At 67.8% G+C, this 17,514-nt stretch carries 19 protein-coding genes and 1 tRNA gene; 13 read left to right on the forward strand and 7 right to left on the reverse strand.

Features of this window, described 5'->3' with window-relative positions:
* The first annotated feature begins 3 nt into the window (after window positions 1-3).
* The 8 genes from REH65_RS19455 (at window position 4) to REH65_RS19490 (ending at window position 7,495) form a co-directional block, all read left to right on the forward strand.
* Entirely contained in the window at window positions 4-288 is a 285-nt protein-coding gene (locus REH65_RS19455; RefSeq protein WP_406688587.1) for a hypothetical protein, read from the forward strand.
* Entirely contained in the window at window positions 285-1,142 is an 858-nt protein-coding gene (locus tag REH65_RS19460; RefSeq protein WP_406688588.1) for an ABC transporter permease, read from the forward strand. The genes REH65_RS19455 and REH65_RS19460 overlap by 4 nt, the downstream gene beginning before the upstream one ends.
* Window positions 1,139-3,337, forward strand: a complete 2,199-nt coding sequence (locus tag REH65_RS19465; protein WP_406688589.1) for a cell division protein FtsK — start codon at window positions 1,139-1,141, stop codon at window positions 3,335-3,337. Before REH65_RS19460 ends, REH65_RS19465 begins: the two co-directional genes overlap by 4 nt.
* 210 nt (window positions 3,338-3,547) lie before the next feature.
* The gene (locus REH65_RS19470) at window positions 3,548-3,736 is read left to right on the forward strand and encodes a hypothetical protein (protein WP_406688590.1); all 189 of its coding nucleotides are present in this window, start codon (window positions 3,548-3,550) and stop codon (window positions 3,734-3,736) included.
* 38 nt (window positions 3,737-3,774) lie between these two features.
* Complete coding sequence (locus REH65_RS19475) at window positions 3,775-4,320, forward strand: hypothetical protein (RefSeq protein WP_406688591.1); 546 nt, start codon at window positions 3,775-3,777, stop codon at window positions 4,318-4,320.
* Window positions 4,317-5,696, forward strand: coding sequence for a hypothetical protein (locus REH65_RS19480; protein ID WP_406688592.1), 1,380 nt, complete (start codon window positions 4,317-4,319; stop codon window positions 5,694-5,696). Before REH65_RS19475 ends, REH65_RS19480 begins: the two co-directional genes overlap by 4 nt.
* Before the next feature lie 273 nt (window positions 5,697-5,969).
* Window positions 5,970-6,137 (forward strand): helix-turn-helix domain-containing protein, encoded by a 168-nt coding sequence (locus tag REH65_RS19485; protein WP_363871777.1) that lies wholly within the window; start codon window positions 5,970-5,972, stop codon window positions 6,135-6,137.
* On the forward strand, window positions 6,137-7,495 hold the full coding sequence (locus REH65_RS19490; RefSeq protein WP_406688593.1) for a tyrosine-type recombinase/integrase: 1,359 nt from the start codon (window positions 6,137-6,139) through the stop codon (window positions 7,493-7,495). Before REH65_RS19485 ends, REH65_RS19490 begins: the two co-directional genes overlap by 1 nt.
* A 367-nt stretch (window positions 7,496-7,862) precedes the next feature.
* Here REH65_RS19490 and REH65_RS19495 read toward each other — a convergent pair whose 3' ends face one another.
* Window positions 7,863-8,474 (reverse strand): hypothetical protein, encoded by a 612-nt coding sequence (locus REH65_RS19495; RefSeq protein WP_406688594.1) that lies wholly within the window; start codon window positions 8,472-8,474, stop codon window positions 7,863-7,865.
* 58 nt (window positions 8,475-8,532) lie between these two features.
* Window positions 8,533-9,639 carry a helix-turn-helix transcriptional regulator gene (locus REH65_RS19500; RefSeq protein WP_406688595.1) on the reverse strand — a complete coding sequence of 369 codons (1,107 nt, stop codon included), beginning with the start codon at window positions 9,637-9,639 and terminating at the stop codon, window positions 8,533-8,535.
* Between REH65_RS19500 and REH65_RS19505 the strand changes: the two genes are divergently transcribed.
* From REH65_RS19505 to REH65_RS19515, 3 genes are all read left to right on the forward strand, one after another.
* Window positions 9,638-10,390 carry an SDR family NAD(P)-dependent oxidoreductase gene (locus REH65_RS19505; protein WP_406688596.1) on the forward strand — a complete coding sequence of 251 codons (753 nt, stop codon included), beginning with the start codon at window positions 9,638-9,640 and terminating at the stop codon, window positions 10,388-10,390. The genes REH65_RS19500 and REH65_RS19505 overlap by 2 nt on opposite strands.
* Window positions 10,391-10,555: 165 nt before the next feature.
* Window positions 10,556-10,921: a hypothetical protein gene (locus REH65_RS19510; protein ID WP_406688597.1), complete on the forward strand. Its 366-nt coding sequence runs from the start codon at window positions 10,556-10,558 to the stop codon at window positions 10,919-10,921.
* 22 nt (window positions 10,922-10,943) lie between these two features.
* A complete protein-coding gene (locus REH65_RS19515) occupies window positions 10,944-12,050 on the forward strand; it encodes a DNA alkylation repair protein (RefSeq protein WP_406688598.1) in 1,107 nt (368 codons plus the stop codon).
* Here the strand turns inward: REH65_RS19515 and REH65_RS19520 are convergent.
* The 4 genes from REH65_RS19520 to REH65_RS19535 all read right to left on the reverse strand — a co-directional run bounded on the left by REH65_RS19520 (window position 12,031) and on the right by REH65_RS19535 (window position 15,474).
* Entirely contained in the window at window positions 12,031-12,996 is a 966-nt protein-coding gene (locus REH65_RS19520) for a helix-turn-helix transcriptional regulator (protein WP_406693199.1), read from the reverse strand. The two genes, REH65_RS19515 and REH65_RS19520, sit on opposite strands and share 20 nt — an antisense overlap.
* A 272-nt stretch (window positions 12,997-13,268) precedes the next feature.
* Window positions 13,269-14,243: a saccharopine dehydrogenase family protein gene (locus REH65_RS19525; RefSeq protein ID WP_406688599.1), complete on the reverse strand. Its 975-nt coding sequence runs from the start codon at window positions 14,241-14,243 to the stop codon at window positions 13,269-13,271.
* 766 nt (window positions 14,244-15,009) lie between these two features.
* Window positions 15,010-15,091, reverse strand: a tRNA-Tyr gene (locus REH65_RS19530).
* A gap of 74 nt (window positions 15,092-15,165) precedes the next feature.
* Window positions 15,166-15,474, reverse strand: coding sequence for a hypothetical protein (locus REH65_RS19535; protein ID WP_406688600.1), 309 nt, complete (start codon window positions 15,472-15,474; stop codon window positions 15,166-15,168).
* Between the two features lie 71 nt (window positions 15,475-15,545).
* Here REH65_RS19535 and REH65_RS19540 point away from each other — a divergent pair, with 71 nt between their 5' ends.
* Window positions 15,546-15,806: a hypothetical protein gene (locus tag REH65_RS19540; protein ID WP_406688601.1), complete on the forward strand. Its 261-nt coding sequence runs from the start codon at window positions 15,546-15,548 to the stop codon at window positions 15,804-15,806.
* Here the strand turns inward: REH65_RS19540 and REH65_RS19545 are convergent.
* Window positions 15,790-16,200, reverse strand: a complete 411-nt coding sequence (locus REH65_RS19545; RefSeq protein WP_281455474.1) for a TIGR03668 family PPOX class F420-dependent oxidoreductase — start codon at window positions 16,198-16,200, stop codon at window positions 15,790-15,792. The two genes, REH65_RS19540 and REH65_RS19545, sit on opposite strands and share 17 nt — an antisense overlap.
* A gap of 28 nt (window positions 16,201-16,228) precedes the next feature.
* On the opposite strand from REH65_RS19545, the gene REH65_RS19550 reads away from it, so the two are divergent.
* The gene (locus tag REH65_RS19550) at window positions 16,229-17,203 is read left to right on the forward strand and encodes an alpha/beta hydrolase (RefSeq protein ID WP_406688602.1); all 975 of its coding nucleotides are present in this window, start codon (window positions 16,229-16,231) and stop codon (window positions 17,201-17,203) included.
* Window positions 17,204-17,514: the final 311 nt, after the last annotated feature.

The raw sequence follows: 17,514 nt of genomic DNA on the forward strand, positions 1-17,514 counted from the left end.
GCGATGAAGACCCTGATCATCGGGCTGTTGAGCCTGGTTCTGCACCTGGCCGTGGTCGTGGTGCTGCCGCTGGTGTTGCTGGCGGTGGCCGGGCTGCTGCGGATCACCGTGGTGACCGTCCTGCCGCTGGTCGTGCTGCTGGCACTGGCGGTGACCTCCGGGATCGCCCGCACCGCCGGCCTCGGTCTCTTCGGTCTGGGCGTGGTCCTACGGCTGGTCATGGCCACCGTCGACGCGGCGGGCGCTCGGGTGCCTGCTCCGCGGCTTCCCTTGGGGGTGAGCCGATGACCACCGCGAAAAGCTCCTACCCCGTGCCGGTCGCTGACCTGCTGCCGCAGGCCCGTCAGCTGGTCAAACAACTGGGCCGCACGCCGAGCCGGAACCAGCTCATGGCCGAGCTGCGCATCGGGGCACCGAAGGCCCGCGAGATCCTGGACCGCCTGGCCGACGAGCACCCGGTGAAGGCTTCCAACCCGGCGGGGCTGCACGTGGTCACCGACCCCGCCCCGGACGAGGACGAACCCACCGAGACCCACGATGACGAGTCCGCCGAACCCGGGCACGAGTCCGCCGAGACGGACCAGGCGAGCGAGTCTGCCCCGGCTCCGTCTGAGGAGTCGGAGCCGGTTGGTGAGGTGGGGTCTGAGCCGATCACGGTTGACGCGGACCCGGCCAAACTCACCGTCGACCAGGCGGTGAAGCCGGTGGCGGTGTGGCCGGTCATGTTGCTGGCTTTGCCCGCGTTCGTGGCGATCTGGTCCGGCTGGGTCGGACTCGGTCAGCTGACCGGGTTCGGGATCGTGCACCCGCTACCGGGCATCGCGGACGGGTTCGCGATCAACACCGCGATCACGCTTCCGATCGGGGTGGAGACCTACGCGGCCTATGCCCTGCGGGTCTGGCTCTCGGGGCAGGTTCCGGCCCGTGCTCGGCGGTTCGCGAAGTACTCCGCGCTGGGCTCGCTCGGGCTGGGGGCGTTGGGTCAGATCGCGTTTCACCTGATGAAGGCCGCCGGGATGACCTCGGCTCCCTGGCTCATCACCGCAGCAGTCGCGTGCCTGCCCGTCGCCGTGCTGGGCATGGGAGCCGGCCTTGCCCACCTGATCAAAGACACCAATGACCACCGGGAGGTGCAGCGATGACCGAACAGCCGAACACCCCTAAGCCCGAGGACAATGAGCACCAGGCGGCCGAGGAGCAGGCGCGCGTGCTGCGCTTCCCCTCCGAACGCCTCAACCACGACCAAGCCCAGACCGAGACCGAGTCGCAGGTGATCGACGGGGAGCTGGTCGACGATGCCGACCAGGCCCAGCAAGTCGACCAGCACCAGGCCGCAGCGGCGGGTTCGAGCCTGGTCCGCCGGGAGAAGCGCGAACCGGTCCTGCCCGCCTGGGCGAGCAGCGTTGAGGAGTTCCGGGAGACCGCGAAGTGGGCGGTCGGCTACGCCGGCCACACCTTCGCCTTCCACGCGGTGCGCTGCCCGGTCTACATAGCCCGCATCCTGATCCGCGTTCCGCAAGGGACCCTGCGGCTGTTGCGTGGGTTTCTGCGGTGGGTGACCGACGCCGAAGGCCGGCCAGTTCGACACGCTGCTGCTGACCGCGCCGACGCCGCCGAATACCTCCGGCTTTCCGGGCAGCGTGATAGCCGGGTCCGGGGCCGCGTCTACACGACCGTGGGCTTGGGCGTGGCCGCCCTGGCGGCGTTCTTCCTCGGCCGCGAGCTGCTGCCCGAGATCGTGCAGTACGCGATCGTGGCCGGCGCCGTGGGCGCGGTCGGGTGGTTGGGTGCTCCGGCGGACCAGCCGATCGCGTCGCGGGCGGTGGAGGCGACGAAGGTGCCGAAGCTGACCAGCAACGCCGTCGAAATCGCCCTCGCCTCCCTGGGCATCTCCGGGATCAACCAGGCGATGGGCAAGGGAGGCGAAGGCATCGGGTTCCCCAAGCCCATCTCCCGTGATGGCAAGGGATGGCGGGCCGACATCGACCTCCCGCACGGCGTCACGCCGGGCGACATCATGGACCGCCGCGAAAAACTCGCGAGTGGTCTCCGCCGACCGCTGGGCTGCGTGTGGCCCGAGGCCGACAACGGCGAGCACGCCGCCCGCCTCATCCTCTGGGTCGGTGACCAGGACATGCGCAAGGCCAAGCAACCCGCCTGGGCACTGCGCAAGGGCGTCAAGGTCGACCTGTTCCAGCCCCAGCCCTTCGGCACCGACCAGCGCGGACGCTGGGTCGACCTGCGCCTGATGTTCACCAGCGTCGCGATCGGGGCGATCCCGCGCATGGGCAAGACCTTCGCCCTGCGCGAGCTGCTGCTCATCGCCGCACTTGACCCGAGGGCGGAGTTGCACACCTACGACCTCAAGGGCACCGGCGACCTCGACCCCCTGGAAAAGGTCACCCACGCCCACGGCGTCGGAGACGACGACGAAGAAATCGAAAAGGCCATTAGTGACCTGCGCAAACTCCGCGAGGAGCTGCGGCGACGGGCCAAGCTCATCCGGGATCTCGCCAAGCAGGGCCTGGCGCCGGAGAACAAGGTCACCCCCGAGTTGGCCGGCAAGCAGTCGCTGGGTCTGCATCCGATCGTGATCGGTGTGGATGAGTGCCAGGTGTGGTTCGAGCACCCCGACCACGGGGAAGAGTTCGAGGCCATCTGCACCGACCTGGTCAAACGCGGACCCGCGCTGGGAATCATCATCATGCTGGCCACCCAGCGCCCCGACGCGAAGAGCCTCCCCACCGGTATCTCGGCGAACGTGTCCACGCGGTTTTGCTTGAAGGTGCAGGGCCAGACCGAAAACGACATGGTCCTGGGCACCTCGAAGTACAAGCAGGGCGTGCGCGCAACAACGTTCGCCTGGGCCGACAAGGGCATCGGCTACCTGGTCGGCGAAGGCTCTGACGCCCAAATCGTGCGCACCGTGGCGGGTTTGGATGGTCCGGCGTCGGAGAAGGTCGCCGCCTACGCCCGCACCCTCCGCGAGCAGGCCGGCACCCTGACCGGCCACGCCATCGGCGAAGTCCCGGAGGTCGACGAGTCGGTGTCCAAGAAGGACACGTTGCTCGAAGACATCCTGGCCGTCGTTCCTGAGTCCGAGAAGAAGGTGTGGAACGAGCGGGTCATTGCCCGCCTGTATGAGCTCAGGCCGGAGGTCTACGGGACCTATCGCGAGTCGGCCGACCTGACCGCCGCGCTCAAGCGCCACGGTGTCCGCACCGGCCAGGTGTGGGGCACCACCGACGACGGTAAGGGCGCCAGCCGCATCGGCGTCACCCGCGCCGACATCGCCGAAGAAGTCGCGGAGCGTAATCGCCGCGAGGGGGCTAGCTAGTCCTCGCCGGGTCTCTAGACCTAGACGCCAGCCCTTCTAGGTCTAGAGACCCCGCTAGACCCCCATCCCCTTTCTCACCAGCGCCCTAGTTCCTAGAGGCGCGTGGGCCACTGCGCCCAAAAACCGCCCTGGAGGCCATCTGTGACCCCCGCTGACTCCGCTAGCACCGTCCTGTTCCTCGCACTCCTATTGGTCACGTTCGGTTACGGCATGACGTGCTGGTTCTGGCCCTTCAAGGCCTGCCGCACCTGCCGAGGCGGCGGAAAGCTCCGCTCCCCGTTCGGCCGCGCGATCCGCCTCTGCCGCCGCTGCACCGGCACCGGGCTCCGGCTGCGCCCCGGCCGCCGGGTCATCAACGCCGCACGCCGCGTCCACCGCGCCAACCACCACCGTCACTGACGAAGCCCGCCATGACCAACTCGACCGAAAGGAGGCCGATGGTGACGAACCTGGAGAAGCCGTACGGCGAGACGGAGTTCGACCCGGTGCGGGCGTTCCTGGGCTGCCTGATGGCCTGCTCCGCCGAGCGTGCCAGGGAGCTGTTGGCCGGGATGCGCCCATCCGATGCCGACCCCGGTGTGCGCGGGGTCGTATTCGACCTGGCCGTGCGGGTGACCGCGGCCGGTGTCTCGCCGGACCCGCAGGTGTTGGTCGCCGAAGCCCGCCGCCGTGGCCTGCTGACCACTCGGGACCAGGCTCACGGCCTGGCGATGTGGATCTTCGAGACCTACCAGCGGGCTCCGTGGCCTGAGGCCGGATGGGTGCTGCGCACGCACGTCCTCGAAACCGCCTACCGCCGTGCCGTTGCCGAGCACGCCCAGCGCCTGGCACAGGCTGCCGAGACCGCCGCGACCGAACAGCTGCTGGCCCTGCTGGAGCCGAGCGATGAGCTGGTGGACCTGGGACAGCGCCTGGCCACCGACCTCGCCCGGTGGCAGCGCGACATCGGTCCGGACGTGATCGAGCACCGGAGGGCCGCATGACGCACGCAGAACACCTCGATCACGGAGCGGACCCGGGTGAGGGTGGCCGGGTCGTGCCGTTCCCGACCCCGGCGGGGGAGGACGAGACCCCGTTGCCGGTGGTGGGGTTTCCGAACCTCAGCCCTGCGGCGTTGCAGGGCACCGCGGGCCGGATCGTCCGCGAGGTCGCGCCGACGACCGAGGCGCACCCGGCCGCTCTGCTGGCGATTCTGCTGTCCACCTTCGGCGCGTGGGTCGGCACCGGCTCGTATCTCTACCGAGCCAACAGCGTGCACCCCGGGCGGGTGTGGCCGCTGATTACCGGCCGGACCTCTGACGGGGCGAAGGGCACGGCGCAGGCGGTCATCGAGCGGTTGTTCCGCGAGGTCGCCAAGACCTCCGAGTGGCCGCTGAAGACAGTCCGGGGCCTGTCCTCGGGTGAGGGGCTGATCGAGCAGGTCGCCGACGAGAAGGACGACGACACCGGCGACATCACCCCGCGATCCGACCGGCGGTTGCTGGTGGTGGAGGAGGAGTACGCGAAGGTGCTCGCTCAGTTCGAGCGCTCGGGCAACACGCTGTCGATGACCCTGCGGGAGGCTTGGGACGGCAAGAGCCTGCAGTCGGTCACCCGCTCCAACCCCGTCACCGCCACCGACCCCAGCATCACCGTCATCGGCCACGTCACCCCGCGCGAGCTGCGTGAGCGGATGACCAGTGCCGAGGTGTTCGGTGGTGGGCTCAACCGGATGCTGATCGTGGCCAGCCGCCGCACCCAGCTGCTGCCCGAAGGCGGCAACCTCCCCGACGGCATGGTCGCCGACATCGCCGGGCAGCTCGCCGACCGGCTGCGCAAGCTCTCCGGGCTGGGTGAGGTGCCGTTCACCCCGGCCGCGATCGAGGCGTGGGAGCCGATCTACCGCGACCTCGCACGCCCCCGCCCGGACGGCCCGGTCACCGCGCTGCTGGCGCGGGGGCGGCCGATGATCCCGCGCCTCGCGCTGGCCTACGCCCTCCTCGACGGCTCCCAGGCCGTTGACGCCGAGCACCTGCACGCCGCCCGGGCGCTGTGGGCCTACACCGAGGAATCCATCCACTGGCTCTACGGCCAACTCGACGACCAGGAAGAAGTCGAACGCCTCATGGCCTGGCTCGCCGAAGCCGGAGAGACCGGCCGCGGCAAGTCCGAGGTCTACAACGACTTCGCCAAGCGCCACAAGAAAGCCGCCGAGCAGGCCCTCGAAATGATCGCCCTGCTCATCCGCGACGGCATCGTCACCCAAGAAACCCGCACCGGCCGCGGCCGGCCCTCAACCCGGTTCATCCTCCGCCCCCAGGCTCGCCAGCCCTGCGGAAGAAGCGGAAGTGCGGAAAAAGTCCCAGAGCAACCGCCCTGATCAGGCAAAACCAGCACGCGACTTTCGCCGCGACCCCTGCGGAAGAACTGCGGAAAAAGCCCCCCACACCGACTTTCTCCGCACTTCTTCCGCATCCGCCCCGGAAGAAGTACCAGCACCAAAACGCCAGGTCACGGGCCGGTTTCCCGCACTTCTTCCGCATTTCCGCTTCTTCCGCAGACCCACCGCACCAAACAGCCCGCATAACGCGGGCAAGGCACGCACGTGCCAGACCAGGGGAGGAACCAGGACATGGATACGCGCCGAGCGCCCATGACTGTTGCTGAGTTCTGCCGAGAGCTCCGGATCGCCCGCTCAACCTTCTACGAGTGGCGCGCGAAGGGGATCGGCCCGCGTTGCATGAAGTTGCCCAACGGCGAACTGCGCATCCGGCAGGCAGAGGCCGAGCGCTGGTTCGACGCTCACGAGGAGGCCGCCTGATGAAGACCTCGTACGAAGTCAGGCTGTGGAAGAGGCGAAAGTACGTCGGGAAGACACGGACCACCCACTACGTGCGCTGGGCGGTCGCGAAACAGGAGTTCCAGAAGGGCTTCTCGTCGGCCGGTCTGGCCAAGAGCTTTGAATCGAAGCTCAACTCGGCGATGGCCGAAGGCGTCGCGTTCGATGTCGCCTGCGGCCTGCCGGTCACGATGCTGAAGGCGGAAGAGTCGAAGATCGGGTGGTTTGAGTTCGCTCGGGACTACCTGGCTATGAAGTGGCCCGATGCCTCACCCGGCCACCGCAAGAGCCTGGTCGACTCCCTGACACCGATCACGATCTGGATGCTGAAGCCCCAGCCGTCCGAGCGTGACCAGAAGGCCGTGCGTGCGGCGTTGAGGCGCGGCCTGAACCCCAGCTGGCGAGACGAAGAGCACCCGGCCGAGACCACGCGACGGCTCCGGTGGGTTCAGGACAACAGTCGGCAGGTGGCTGAGCTTTCTGAACCGGACGTGCTTCGACGGCTCCTGGCGGCCCTCGATCTCAAGCTCGACGGTGCCCGGGCAGCTGCGGACACGATCCGTCTGCGGCGGACAACGCTCGGCAACGCCCTGGATTACGCGGTCGAGACGAAGGTGCTGGCGGAGAACCCTTTGACGGAGGTGCGGGTGAAGAAACACCGGACACGGATGCAGCAGGTTGACCGACGCAGCGTCGTCAACCCAACGCAGGCCCGACAGCTCCTCGGAGCGGTTGGTGAGGTGAATGAACGACTGCAGGCGTTCTTCGCTCTGATGTACTTCGCGGCGCTTCGTCCGGAGGAGGCCGCGAACCTCCGCAAGCACAATTTGTCGCTGCCGCGGTCAGGGTGGGGTGAGCTCTTTCTTGAGCAGTCGGCCCCCGAGATCGGAGCCGAGTGGACTGACTCGCGGATCCGGAGCGAGCAGCGGTCGCTGAAGCACCGGGAGGACGGCAGTGGTCGTCAGGTGCCGTGTCCGCCCGAGCTGACGCAGTACCTGCACGACCACCTCGACAAGTTCGGGACCGCTGCTGACGGCCGTCTCTTCCGAGGACGGCGGAACGGAGGGCGGATCTCAAGCACGGTCTACGGCCGGGCCTGGGCTAAGGCCCGGGAAACCGCCCTCACCCCGGAACAGGCTCACTCACCGCTCGGGAAACGGCCTTATGACCTACGCCATGCCGCGGTGTCCACCTGGCTCAACGGCGGGGTCGAGCCGACTCGTGTCGCCGAATGGGCCGGCCACAGCGTTGGCGTGCTGCTTCGCGTCTACGCGAAGTGTCTGGACGGCGGCGAGCAGGCAGCCCGCCAGCGAGTGGAACAGGCGCTAGCCCAAGCCTGAGCTATCCGGGTTCCCCAATGGCTACGGACGGCAGAGCTCGCGGCACCTCAGCTCGCGGGGGCTGTCCATGGTGCCGCTTGCACGGCTCACCGACCGGAGCCTGGACCGCTTCTGTTTAAGGCGCTGCACCTCGGGCTTTGGCCCTCGCGGTCCGTGACATGACAGACGGTTAAAGGGGGCGTGGGTTCGAACCCGCTGATCAAACTGGCCCACCACGAAACATTGCCGGTTACCACGAGCGCATGGCCGGTTAACCCAGCAGGCTCTCGTGCCGGGGACTTGCCCACATCTATGCGTTTACCTGCGGCCTAGGCTGCCCGCCATGCACACCGCCCTCAACGTGGCGATCCACGATGATAGACCAAAACTACAGGCCCACCGGGGTAACCGGGTCTCGCAGGATAGTGCGGAGTTGCTCTTGGGAGCTGCCGTGGGAGAAGGGGTCCAGATGGAGCTCGTGGTGCGGTCCGCTGCGTTCGAGATGACTTCGGGCAGCGAATTCTCCGAGGCGGTGGAGCGTGTCGAATTCGTTGGCAAATGGCCCGTGGTGCATTACCTGGACAACCATCCTGCCAGGGGTCCTGTACAGCTCGGGTTTGATCCCGGCAGTTCGCACAGCGTCGGGCAGGTTCCGCCACGCGATGTCGAGGTGGTCGTTCGTTACTTCGTCGGGTATTTGGACCAACATGCGGAAGTGTAGGTATTCGAGGGCTACGGACGAGTAGAAGTTGGCAATGCCGATGTCGCCGTGGACGTCGTCGTACCAGTAGGCGATCTCCGTGATGTCTCCGGGCGTCCAGGCGGGGTCCGATCGGATCCGCCGCAGCTCGTGGGCCGCCGTTTCGACGAGGGACTTGCGGGTGTAGAAGGCTTCGGTACCAGGCGGTCCCTCACCGCGCACTGATACGTACTGGGCTGGTCCGATCCAGGTGGTCTCGGGTTCGTCGGGGGCGGTGAAGTGATCTGCGCGGCGGTCCACGTGTTTCTCCTCTTCGCGATCGGTCGTCCGGGTCGATGTTAGGAGCAGTTGAGGACAGCTACCGCCCGGTTTTGCGGTGTCCGCCCTTTTCCTCTTGCATCACGAGCATGTCGCGCGCGTGCGTGATGACTGCCTGGCGGACCTCCAGAGGGCTGATGATGCGAAGTGGGACGCCGAGGCGGATGAGGTATCCGGACAGCCATTGCGCGTTGGGACCGCCGACCCGGGAGACTGTCAGCCGATCGCCCGCCGATCGGTGTTCGGCCACCGTGGCGGGCACGAGCTCGCGCACTTCGTTCAGCGGTAGCGGGAACTCGACGTCGGCGTACATCTCGTACGGCGTGCTTGTGATGGCTGCGTCGACGAGTGCTGCTGCGTCGGCGACCGGGCGGTCTGGGGCGGCGCGACCGGTGACCACGACGTCGCGGGCGCGGTCCGCCCGGAATGTGCGCCAGTCGCGGCGGTCGAGGCCCCAGGCGACGAGGTACCAACGGTGCGCGGTACGGACCAACCGCTGCGGCTCCACATCGCGCAGGCTGTCGACACCCTGACGGTCCAGGTAGGAAAAGTGCACGCGGTCGCCCTCCCGGCAGGCGTTGGCGAGATCGAGCAGGACCTGCGGATCCGCGCGTCCCCAGTGCTCGGAGTTGCGGTCCCCGATGTGCTCGACCGTCGCGTTTAGCGAGCGCAGCCGATTGCCGATCGTGCGCGGCAACGAGTGCTGGAGCTTGGCCAACGCCGTCAGTGCGGAGTGTCCGGCGGTGTCGGGACCGTCCCAGGCCGCCTGCCGCAGGGCGATCGCGACGGCCAGTGCCTCGTCGTCCTCGAGGCTCAACGGCGGCATCCGCGAACCGCCCCCCAGCCGGTAGCCACCGTATGGCCCGGAGGTGGATTCAATTCCGTAGCCGAGTTCTCGCAGCTTCGAGATGTCGCGGCGGACGGTGCGCTCGTGGATGTCCAAGCGGTCGGCCAGGTCCTGGCTTGACCACTCCGGGCGAGTCGACAACACCGACAGCAGACGGAGGAGGCGAGCAGAGGCGCTAATCACAGAAACACACCCTACGGCGCATTCGCGGGCCAAACCTGTCCGGAACCGCCAATAACGTCGTCCGCACACGTAATGGCGTGGTCCGCCGGGGACTGCGGGAGCGAAGGGACTGATCATGGGACAACTGGATGGCAGGACGGCTGTCGTCACGGGCGGCAGCGCCGGGATCGGACTGGCAGCAGCGAAGCGGTTCGCCGCCGACGGCGCGCACGTGTACGTGACCGGCCGACGCACGCCGGAGCTCGAGGCTGCCGTCGCGGAGATCGGCCCGCTCGCCACCCCGTTCCGAGGCGACGTGTCCGAGATCGTCGAACTCGACCGGTTGGCGGCGACGATTACGGCGGCGGGAGAGCGGATCGATGTTCTGTTGGCCAACGCTGGTGGCGGCTCGTTCCGCACGCTGGAGGACGTCACAGAGGAGCACTTCGACCAGATCTTCCGGACGAACGTGCGTGGACTCGTGTTCACCGTGCAAAAGATGCTTCCCCTGCTGGTGGACGGCGCCTCGGTGATCCTCACCGGTTCCACAGCGGCGTTCACCGGAAACCCGGCCTTCGGCGTCTACGGGGCTTCCAAGGGTGCGGTGCACGCAATCGCTCGGGTGTGGGCGAACGAACTCAGCGGGCGTCGTATCCGGGTCAACACGCTGGCGCCGGGATACATCGAGACGCCGGGGCTCCTCGCCGGTGCGGGCGACGAGCAGGCGAAAGAGCGGGCGCGCGGGCGGTTGAGCGCGGGCGTGCCGCTGGGACGCCTCGGGCGTGCCGAGGAGGCCGCCGACGCGGCGATGTTCCTGGCCGGCGATCAGAGCACCTTCATGACAGGAGCCGAACTCGTGGTCGATGGCGGTGAAAGTCGACGCCGCTGAACGGCGAGCGTTCGGCCTCGGTCTGCCGTGAGTTTCCGCCACCTGCGGTGGGAAGTGATGCGTTCGACACTCGGGCGGTGGTGTAGCGGCCGAGAACAGGACCCGAGTGGTCCGGGTTCGGGTCTACCGTCCGAACTCGGCAAGCCTTCGAAGAGAGGAACAGGCATGAACGACGTGCAGTCCGGTGGCAAGGCGGGTCTCGCCGAGGCGAATGCCACGGCACTAGAGGTGCGCGCCCTGTACGAGCGGCTCGAGCAGCGCCTGCTGGAGCGGACTTGGACGGTGCCGGAGCTCGCGGTCGGGTTCACCAACGACGCGGCATATGTCGGTCGGCTCGTGCTGGCAGCCGAGCGCACCTGGGACATCGACTGCGATGTCGACGCCGAACTGCGCCACAAGCTGGCCGAGTGCCTGTGGTGGGTCTTCGTGCTCGCCGACAAGCTGGGTGTGGACATGCCCGAGGCGTACGGGACGACCATGGCCAAAATCGCAGCGGGTCTCGAACGAACAATCACGCAGACGGGCGCCTGATGCGGCCCGACGGGGAGAGCTGATGCCTTTCGCCGATGAGCTGATCGGCGCTCAGACCGTCCGTGCCCTGACAGCCGCCCTGCGCGCGGCCGAACCACGTGCGCGGTTGGCCAAGTTGCGCGCGGCCGAGTTTGTCTTGGCGCCGCTGCCGCTGCGTGAACGCAGTGATCTGCTGCGCGACGCTCTGCTGGCCGATCTGCCAGGTGACTACGACTCGTTCGCCGCGACCGTGCGTGCCGCGAGTGAACGGGCGACGTCGTTCACCGGCTGGTTGATCTGGCCGGTTACCAGCGCCGTCGCGGTCAAGTCCATCGAGAATGGAACCGGTGAGGCCTTCGACGATGCTCTTGCGCTGCTGGCGGAGCTGACTCCCCGACTGTCTTCGGAGTTCGCGTTGCGGGTGCTGCTCAGCCATGACCTCGAACGCGCGCTGGTGACGGTCCTGGGATGGACCGCGTCGGAGAATGAACACGTGCGCCGGCTGGCGTCGGAGGGAGCTCGGCCGTTCCTGCCGTGGGCCGTGCGAGTCCCGGGAGTCCTAGCCGAGCCCCGCTCGACCCTGCCGATTCTGGACGCGCTGTACTGCGACCAAAGCGAGTACGTCCGGCGTTCGGTCGCCAACCACCTCAACGACCTCAGCCGCCGCGAACCAGATCTGGCCGTCAAAACCGCGGCAGCATGGATGGAGGGAGCCAGCTCCGACAACACGGTTCGCCTCGTTCGGCACGGGCTGCGCACGCTCGTCAAGCAAGGCCACCCGGGCGCGCTGGAACTACTGGGATTCACCCCGGCCAGGCTCGACGTGACCGGCCCGTTGCTCGCATCGAACACCGTGACGATCGGGCAGACTCTGACGTTCAGCGCATCGGTGCGCAACCGCGAGTCGGAGCCCGCTCGGCTCGCGATCGACTACGTCGTCCACCACCGCAAGGCAAATGGCGACCTGACCGGCAAGACGTTCAAGCTGACCACCCGCACCGTCGGCCCCGGCGAAACCATCGAACTCACCCGGGGGCACTCGTTCCGGCCGCTGACGACTCGCCGCTACCATCCCGGACTGCACCGCATCGAGTTGCAGGTCAACGGAGTGCGTTTCGGTCGGGTGGAATTCACCCTGCTCCCGGACTGATCTCGGCGTTGTCCGTCGCCATCGCGGCGGCTCGTCGCCGCACCACCTCCCGAACGGAGTCCGGTGCGAGCACGGTCAACGGGGTGCCCAGCCGCATCAGGTAGGCACCCAGCGACACCGGATCGGCCCCGCCGATCTCGACGATCGTGGTGTCCGGCCCATCCGGCCGGTGGACTCCGGCGGTGGGCGGAACGACGCGGAGCGCGTCCTGCTGCGACAGCGGCAGACGAATGGTGGCATAGAGCGGGTAGTCGCTGGTGAGCATCTCGGTGACGACCTGTGCCGCTTCGGGCGGGTTCTCGATGTGGACCACGCGCCCAGTGGGCTGGGCCTCGATCACGCGGTCAGCGCGAAACGTTCGCCATTCGCCCTTGGTCACGTCACGGGCGACGAAGTACCAGCGGTTCCCGGTGAAGACGAGCCGGTGCGGGTCCACGTCGCGAATGGTCTCGTCGCCCCGCATATCCCGATAAGACAGGGTGATTCGCTCACTGCGGCGGCAGGCACTCGCCAACCCGGCGAGCATGCCGGGCGACAACGGTTGGCCACAGACCCGAGTTGTGTGCTCGAAAACGTCATCCATCGCGCCGAGCCGGGCGGCCATCCGGGATGGCAACAGCTGCCGCAGCTTCAAAAATGCGGACAACACAGCTTGGTCGTCGCCGAGAACGCGGGTTTGCGCGGCCTCGCGCAACGCAACGCTGACCGCCAGCGACTCTTCGTCGTCGAGCACGAGCAGCAACTGCTTACCGCCGCCTCCGAGCTTGTAACCGCCCCATCGGCCTGGATCGGAGGACACGTCGTAGCCGAGGTCGCGCAGCCGGGCGATGTCCCGCCGTACCGTGCGCTCGGTGATCCCCATGCGCTCTGCCAGGTCACCGGCGGTCCAACTCGGTCGCGACGGCAGCAGGGACAAGAGCTTCAGCAGCCGTGAGGAGGTGCTCATCACGGCTTCGGATGCTACGGACCAACCCGGTCAGATCCGGTCCGGATCCTTAACGCGGTTCCGTCAGCGGTGGCCGCAGTGCGGAGCCCTGCCCGGCGCTCGGGTGTGCAGGAGTTGATGGGGTTGCGTCTGCGATCGGCGTGATCATTGCCGGCGAGCGAGTGGCTTGACGTGGGGATTGGCCGTTGCCGGGATCGAGCGCGACTCATTCCTGCATGAGGCGCACCACGTGCTTGATCGCGGCGTAGATCCGGACTAGGGCGCTCAGACGTTTACAAGTCGGTGATCGTCGTGTCGCCGACTGAAAGCGCCAGGTCTGTGTCGTATGCCAACGCCGGGGTCTGATAGCCGACCGGTGCGTGGCCGTCCAGCACTCGGCGTGCGATCTCGATCCCGGCCAGCGGGGTGTAGGTGTACCCGTTCGGAGTGTCGATCATCGAGCGTGCGACCTGGCCGTCGTGGCCGGTTACCTCCGCGAGCACTTGGTAGCGGTTCGCGGCGCGCTCCTGCGCGCTTGGGCCGTTGCCGACGATGTCGTCGGGGAAGCCTGAATCGGTGCCCAGGTAACATTCGATGTCACCAATCCCCGTCGATCGCCAGCTGGTGATCAGTTCGCCCATCGCCGCGGGCATGCATTCCACCAGGCCGTCTCCGAAGTCAAACGTCCGCGGCTGCGGGCTGTCGACGCTGATGACCTCGCCACCGCGCCGGACGAGTACACCCAGATCCATGATGATCGACGAGCCGGCGATCGAGCCGCGGGAGAAGCCACCGGTGACGTGCAGGCCGATTGCCACTCGCTGCGGGTCCCGCACTCGCCGGGCCGTGTGCATCACCAAGCAGTCGCTGGGAACGGACTGCCAACCGCCTCCCGACAGCACCATGACCCCGGCTCGTCTGGCGACCGCATCCATCGACTCGGCAAGCGCGAACGTCGGGTACTCGGCGGTCGAGTCGACATAATGCACCCCGGCATCCAGGCATGCCTGCATCATCGGCTGTGCGGTCTCCTGGAACGGCCCCGCGACGTGCAGCACGCAGTCCACACTTTTCAAGCCACTGCGCGCCGTGTAGGGATCGTCCAATGCGAAGGAGCGAGACTCGACACCGAACTCGGCGCCGAGCGCCGTGACTTTGGTGGTGTTGCGGCCGGCGACGACGATGTCGAGGCCGACCTCCACCGCCCGCTCGAGGGCGAGACGGCCGGTGTAGCCATTCGCCCCGTAGATCAGCAGCCGTCCACCCATAGCGTTGCTCCTCGTCCATCAGGGATATCGCTGCCGACGGTAGGCGCAGTCCAGGACAGCTCTGGTCCGCATATCAGGCGGACCTCTTCATTCGGCCCAAGTCGAGCGATAGCTTCGTTGGGTGCAGGACAACAGCCGGCGTGTGGTTGAACTCGCTGAGCCAGATGTGCTTCGGGGCTCCAGGGTGCGCTTGAGCTCAAGCTTGACAGCACGCGAGCGGCAGCCGACACGTCCGTCTGCGGCGTCAACCCGGTGCAGGCTCGCAGCTGTTGCAAGCCGTCGGCGAGGTGAACGAGCGTCTTCAGGCGTTTTTCGCCTTGGTGTGCTTCGCGGCGCTTCCGTCGGAGGATGCCGCAAAACTTCCGCAAGCACAACTTGTCGCTGCCGAAGGACGGCTGGGGCGAGCTCTACCTCGAACACTCCGCTCCGGAGATCGGAGCCGAGCGGACCAACTCTCCAACCTGGAGCGAGCAGCGTCCTCTGAGCACCGAGATGAAGACGGCAGAGCCGCCAGGCCCCGTGCGCGCCAGAGCTGACGCAGTACTTGCATGACCACCGTGCTGCTTCGCGTATACGCGAAGTGTCTGGACGGCGGAGAGCAGGCAGCCCGCCAGCGAGTGGAACAGGCGCTAGCCCAAGCCTGAGCTTTGCCGTGTATTTGCCGTGGATCGTCGTACACGGCCGGACGGCACCGGACACAGCCGGACTGCAAAGCAAAGACCCCGTGACCGCTTTGGTGCTGGTCACGGGGTCTTTTTCCTGCTTGTGCCGGGTGGAGGATTCGAACCTCCGAAGGCAATGCCGGCTGATTTACAGTCAGCTCCCTTTGGCCGCTCGGGCAACCCGGCGTGCTCGCCAGCGTGCTGGCTTGCGGGAAAAAGCATACAGACCGCTTCGCGGGATGTTCCGGCGGGGTCCCGGGTCAGGTTTCCTCTGGGTGGAAGACCAGGTCGTCGGCTTTCGAGCGGCCTGCGGTGAGGGTGTTCCGGGACGTTTCGTCGAGGGTGTCGGGGAAATCCGGGCCTGCTGCCTTGATCAGGACCATGAGGCGTTTCGCCAGGCCCCTGGCCTGGGTGAGGCGGATCTGCCGTTCGGTCAGCAGGGCCAGGGACTCCTGCAGCATCGCGCGGTAGCGGTCGTTGAGGTCCGCGCGGGAGTCGAGGAGCTCCAGGGCTCGGGTGAGGTCCGCGAGGTCCTCCGTCGGGACCTGGACGTGGTACGGGTCGGGCACGGGGCGACCCTACTGGTGGCCGAACGCCGCGGATGGTGCTGATGAGCGCTTCGCCGGGTTAGCGTGGACGCATGGCCATCGATCGGGCGGGACGGGCGAAGCGGCGCGCGGAGCTGCGGGCGGCCCATCCCGTGTCCCAGCCCGAGCCCAAGCCGGAGCCCTCCCGAGTCGGGTCCGTGGCGATGGAGGTCGAGGGGCTGTTCAACGTGGGCGTCAAGCACCAGCTCGACCACCTGGCCTGGGTCGAGGTGGCCAAGGAGGACGAGCGCGAGTCCGGGGCCGGACCGCTGGATCTGGACTCCGACGTCGTGCGCCTCAAACCCCAGAACTAGCCCAGCCGGTCCAACGGTCCACGCGCACCGCGATCAGCGCGCCTCCCGGGGGTTTCCGCTGGTACTGCGGGTACTTCGCGATCAGCGCGTCCAGCAGCGGGTGCTCCTGGAGGATCTCCGCCGTGCCGTCGGCGCGGGCCCACCACAGCTTCGACCAGTCCTCGTCGTAGCCGTCGACCAGGACCGACACCAGCGGGTTCTCCTCGATGTTGCGGATCCGGCGCAGCTCGCGCCCCGACTTCGGCTTCCAGTCGACCGCGGTGATCAGTTCATCGCCCGCGGCGGCGAGCACGATCGGCACCACGTGCGGCCTGCCCGCGGCGTCCGCGCTGGCCAGCCGGGCCACCCTGGCCGCGGCGATTCGATCACGTGCCTGCTCTCGGCTGATGCGCATGGTCACCCGGACTCCGTATGTTCGAGGTGTGCCTTCGAGCGCTCCATCCACCCCAGGGTCCGCCACCGACGTCGGCCCCGGCTACCGCGACCACCTGCACTGGCAGCGTTACCAGGCGTTCTTCCCGGGCGCGCTGCGCCTGAGCGCCGACAACGCGCCCGACGAGCAGTGGTGGCGGTGGCGCGGGCTCAAGGTGCACGTGGACCGAGTCGACCGCCTCGACGCCCCCGCCAAGGTCATCGCGCTGCACGGCGTCGGCACCTACGGCCGCATGCTCGCGCCCTACGGCAGGCTGCCCGCGCTGGCCGACTTGGAGTACATCGCCCCCGACCTGCCCGGATTCGGTCTCACCGGCGCCCCGCTGCTCGGCGCGACCTACGCGGACTGGCTGGACTGCGTGCGCGACCTGGTGCGCTGCGAGCGGGAACGCGACTCGCGACCGATCGTGCTGCTCGGCGTGAGCACCGGCGGCAGGCTCGCCTACGACGTCGCCGCGACGACGCAGGTCGACGGCGTCATCACCACCTGCCTCGTGGATCCCAGCCGCGACGAGGTCCGGCGGGTGCTGGCGGCGCGGCCCGAGATGGCGCGCTGGTCCGGGCTGCTGTCGCTGGTGCGGCCGCCGCTGTCGGCGGCGCGGGTGCCGGTGCACTGGCTGGTCAACATCGCCGCGGTGTCCAACCAGTCCCAGTACGCCAACCTCGTGTGGGCCGACGAGCTCGCCGGCGGTGGCTGGCTCTCGCTGCGCTTCGCCCGCAGCTGCCTGGCGACCGCCCCGGCGCTGCCGCCGGAGCGCTTCACCGGCACGCCGCTGCTGCTCGCCCACCCCGACGAGGACCGGTGGACGCCGCCGCTGCTGTCGGAGGCGTTCTTCGACCGGATCGCCGCGCCGACCCGGTCGGCGGCCCTGCGCGGGGCCGGTCACCTGCCCGTCGAGGAGTCCGGGCTGGCCGACCTCGACCGTGCTGTGCGTGACTTCCTGGACGAGTTCGATCTCCAATGATGACCTCTTGTGGTCAGACCGAACACGTACCGTTACCGGCGTGTGGTGTTGTTGCGGTGATCCTCACAAAGTTGTTCACCGGCGCCGCTGAGCGCAAGCGTATCTTCCGATTCCACTTGATCGGTTCAATCTTCGCAGGTCAGAGTGCTTCTGGCGGAACGAAGAACCACGCCACCGGCCGGTTGAACTCATCTGATGCGTGCATCCGGAGTGCCCTGGCGCGACCATTCGACCCTGGCCATCCGTGCTCTCGTGCGTCACGATCGGCGGACGGACACATGTGGTACGGCCGTATCGCCAGCGGGAGGAGC

The organism is Saccharopolyspora sp. ID03-671 (assembly GCF_045278815.1).
GTDB lineage: Bacteria > Actinomycetota > Actinomycetes > Mycobacteriales > Pseudonocardiaceae > Saccharopolyspora > Saccharopolyspora ipomoeae.

Coding starts and splice junctions, on each gene's coding strand:
- REH65_RS19490 (WP_406688593.1), top strand. CDS start 6,137: ATGAAGACCTCGTACGAAGTCAGGCTGTGGAAGAGGCGAAAGTACGTC.
- REH65_RS19475 (WP_406688591.1), top strand. CDS start 3,775: ATGGTGACGAACCTGGAGAAGCCGTACGGCGAGACGGAGTTCGACCCG.
- REH65_RS19520 (WP_406693199.1), bottom strand. CDS start 12,996: ATGAGCACCTCCTCACGGCTGCTGAAGCTCTTGTCCCTGCTGCCGTCG.
- REH65_RS19545 (WP_281455474.1), bottom strand. CDS start 16,200: ATGCGCATCAGCCGAGAGCAGGCACGTGATCGAATCGCCGCGGCCAGG.
- REH65_RS19505 (WP_406688596.1), top strand. CDS start 9,638: ATGGGACAACTGGATGGCAGGACGGCTGTCGTCACGGGCGGCAGCGCC.
- REH65_RS19480 (WP_406688592.1), top strand. CDS start 4,317: ATGACGCACGCAGAACACCTCGATCACGGAGCGGACCCGGGTGAGGGT.
- REH65_RS19510 (WP_406688597.1), top strand. CDS start 10,556: ATGAACGACGTGCAGTCCGGTGGCAAGGCGGGTCTCGCCGAGGCGAAT.
- REH65_RS19485 (WP_363871777.1), top strand. CDS start 5,970: ATGACTGTTGCTGAGTTCTGCCGAGAGCTCCGGATCGCCCGCTCAACC.
- REH65_RS19470 (WP_406688590.1), top strand. CDS start 3,548: ATGACGTGCTGGTTCTGGCCCTTCAAGGCCTGCCGCACCTGCCGAGGC.
- REH65_RS19500 (WP_406688595.1), bottom strand. CDS start 9,639: ATGATCAGTCCCTTCGCTCCCGCAGTCCCCGGCGGACCACGCCATTAC.
- REH65_RS19465 (WP_406688589.1), top strand. CDS start 1,139: ATGACCGAACAGCCGAACACCCCTAAGCCCGAGGACAATGAGCACCAG.
- REH65_RS19460 (WP_406688588.1), top strand. CDS start 285: ATGACCACCGCGAAAAGCTCCTACCCCGTGCCGGTCGCTGACCTGCTG.
- REH65_RS19515 (WP_406688598.1), top strand. CDS start 10,944: ATGCCTTTCGCCGATGAGCTGATCGGCGCTCAGACCGTCCGTGCCCTG.
- REH65_RS19540 (WP_406688601.1), top strand. CDS start 15,546: ATGGCCATCGATCGGGCGGGACGGGCGAAGCGGCGCGCGGAGCTGCGG.
- REH65_RS19525 (WP_406688599.1), bottom strand. CDS start 14,243: ATGGGTGGACGGCTGCTGATCTACGGGGCGAATGGCTACACCGGCCGT.
- REH65_RS19455 (WP_406688587.1), top strand. CDS start 4: ATGAAGACCCTGATCATCGGGCTGTTGAGCCTGGTTCTGCACCTGGCC.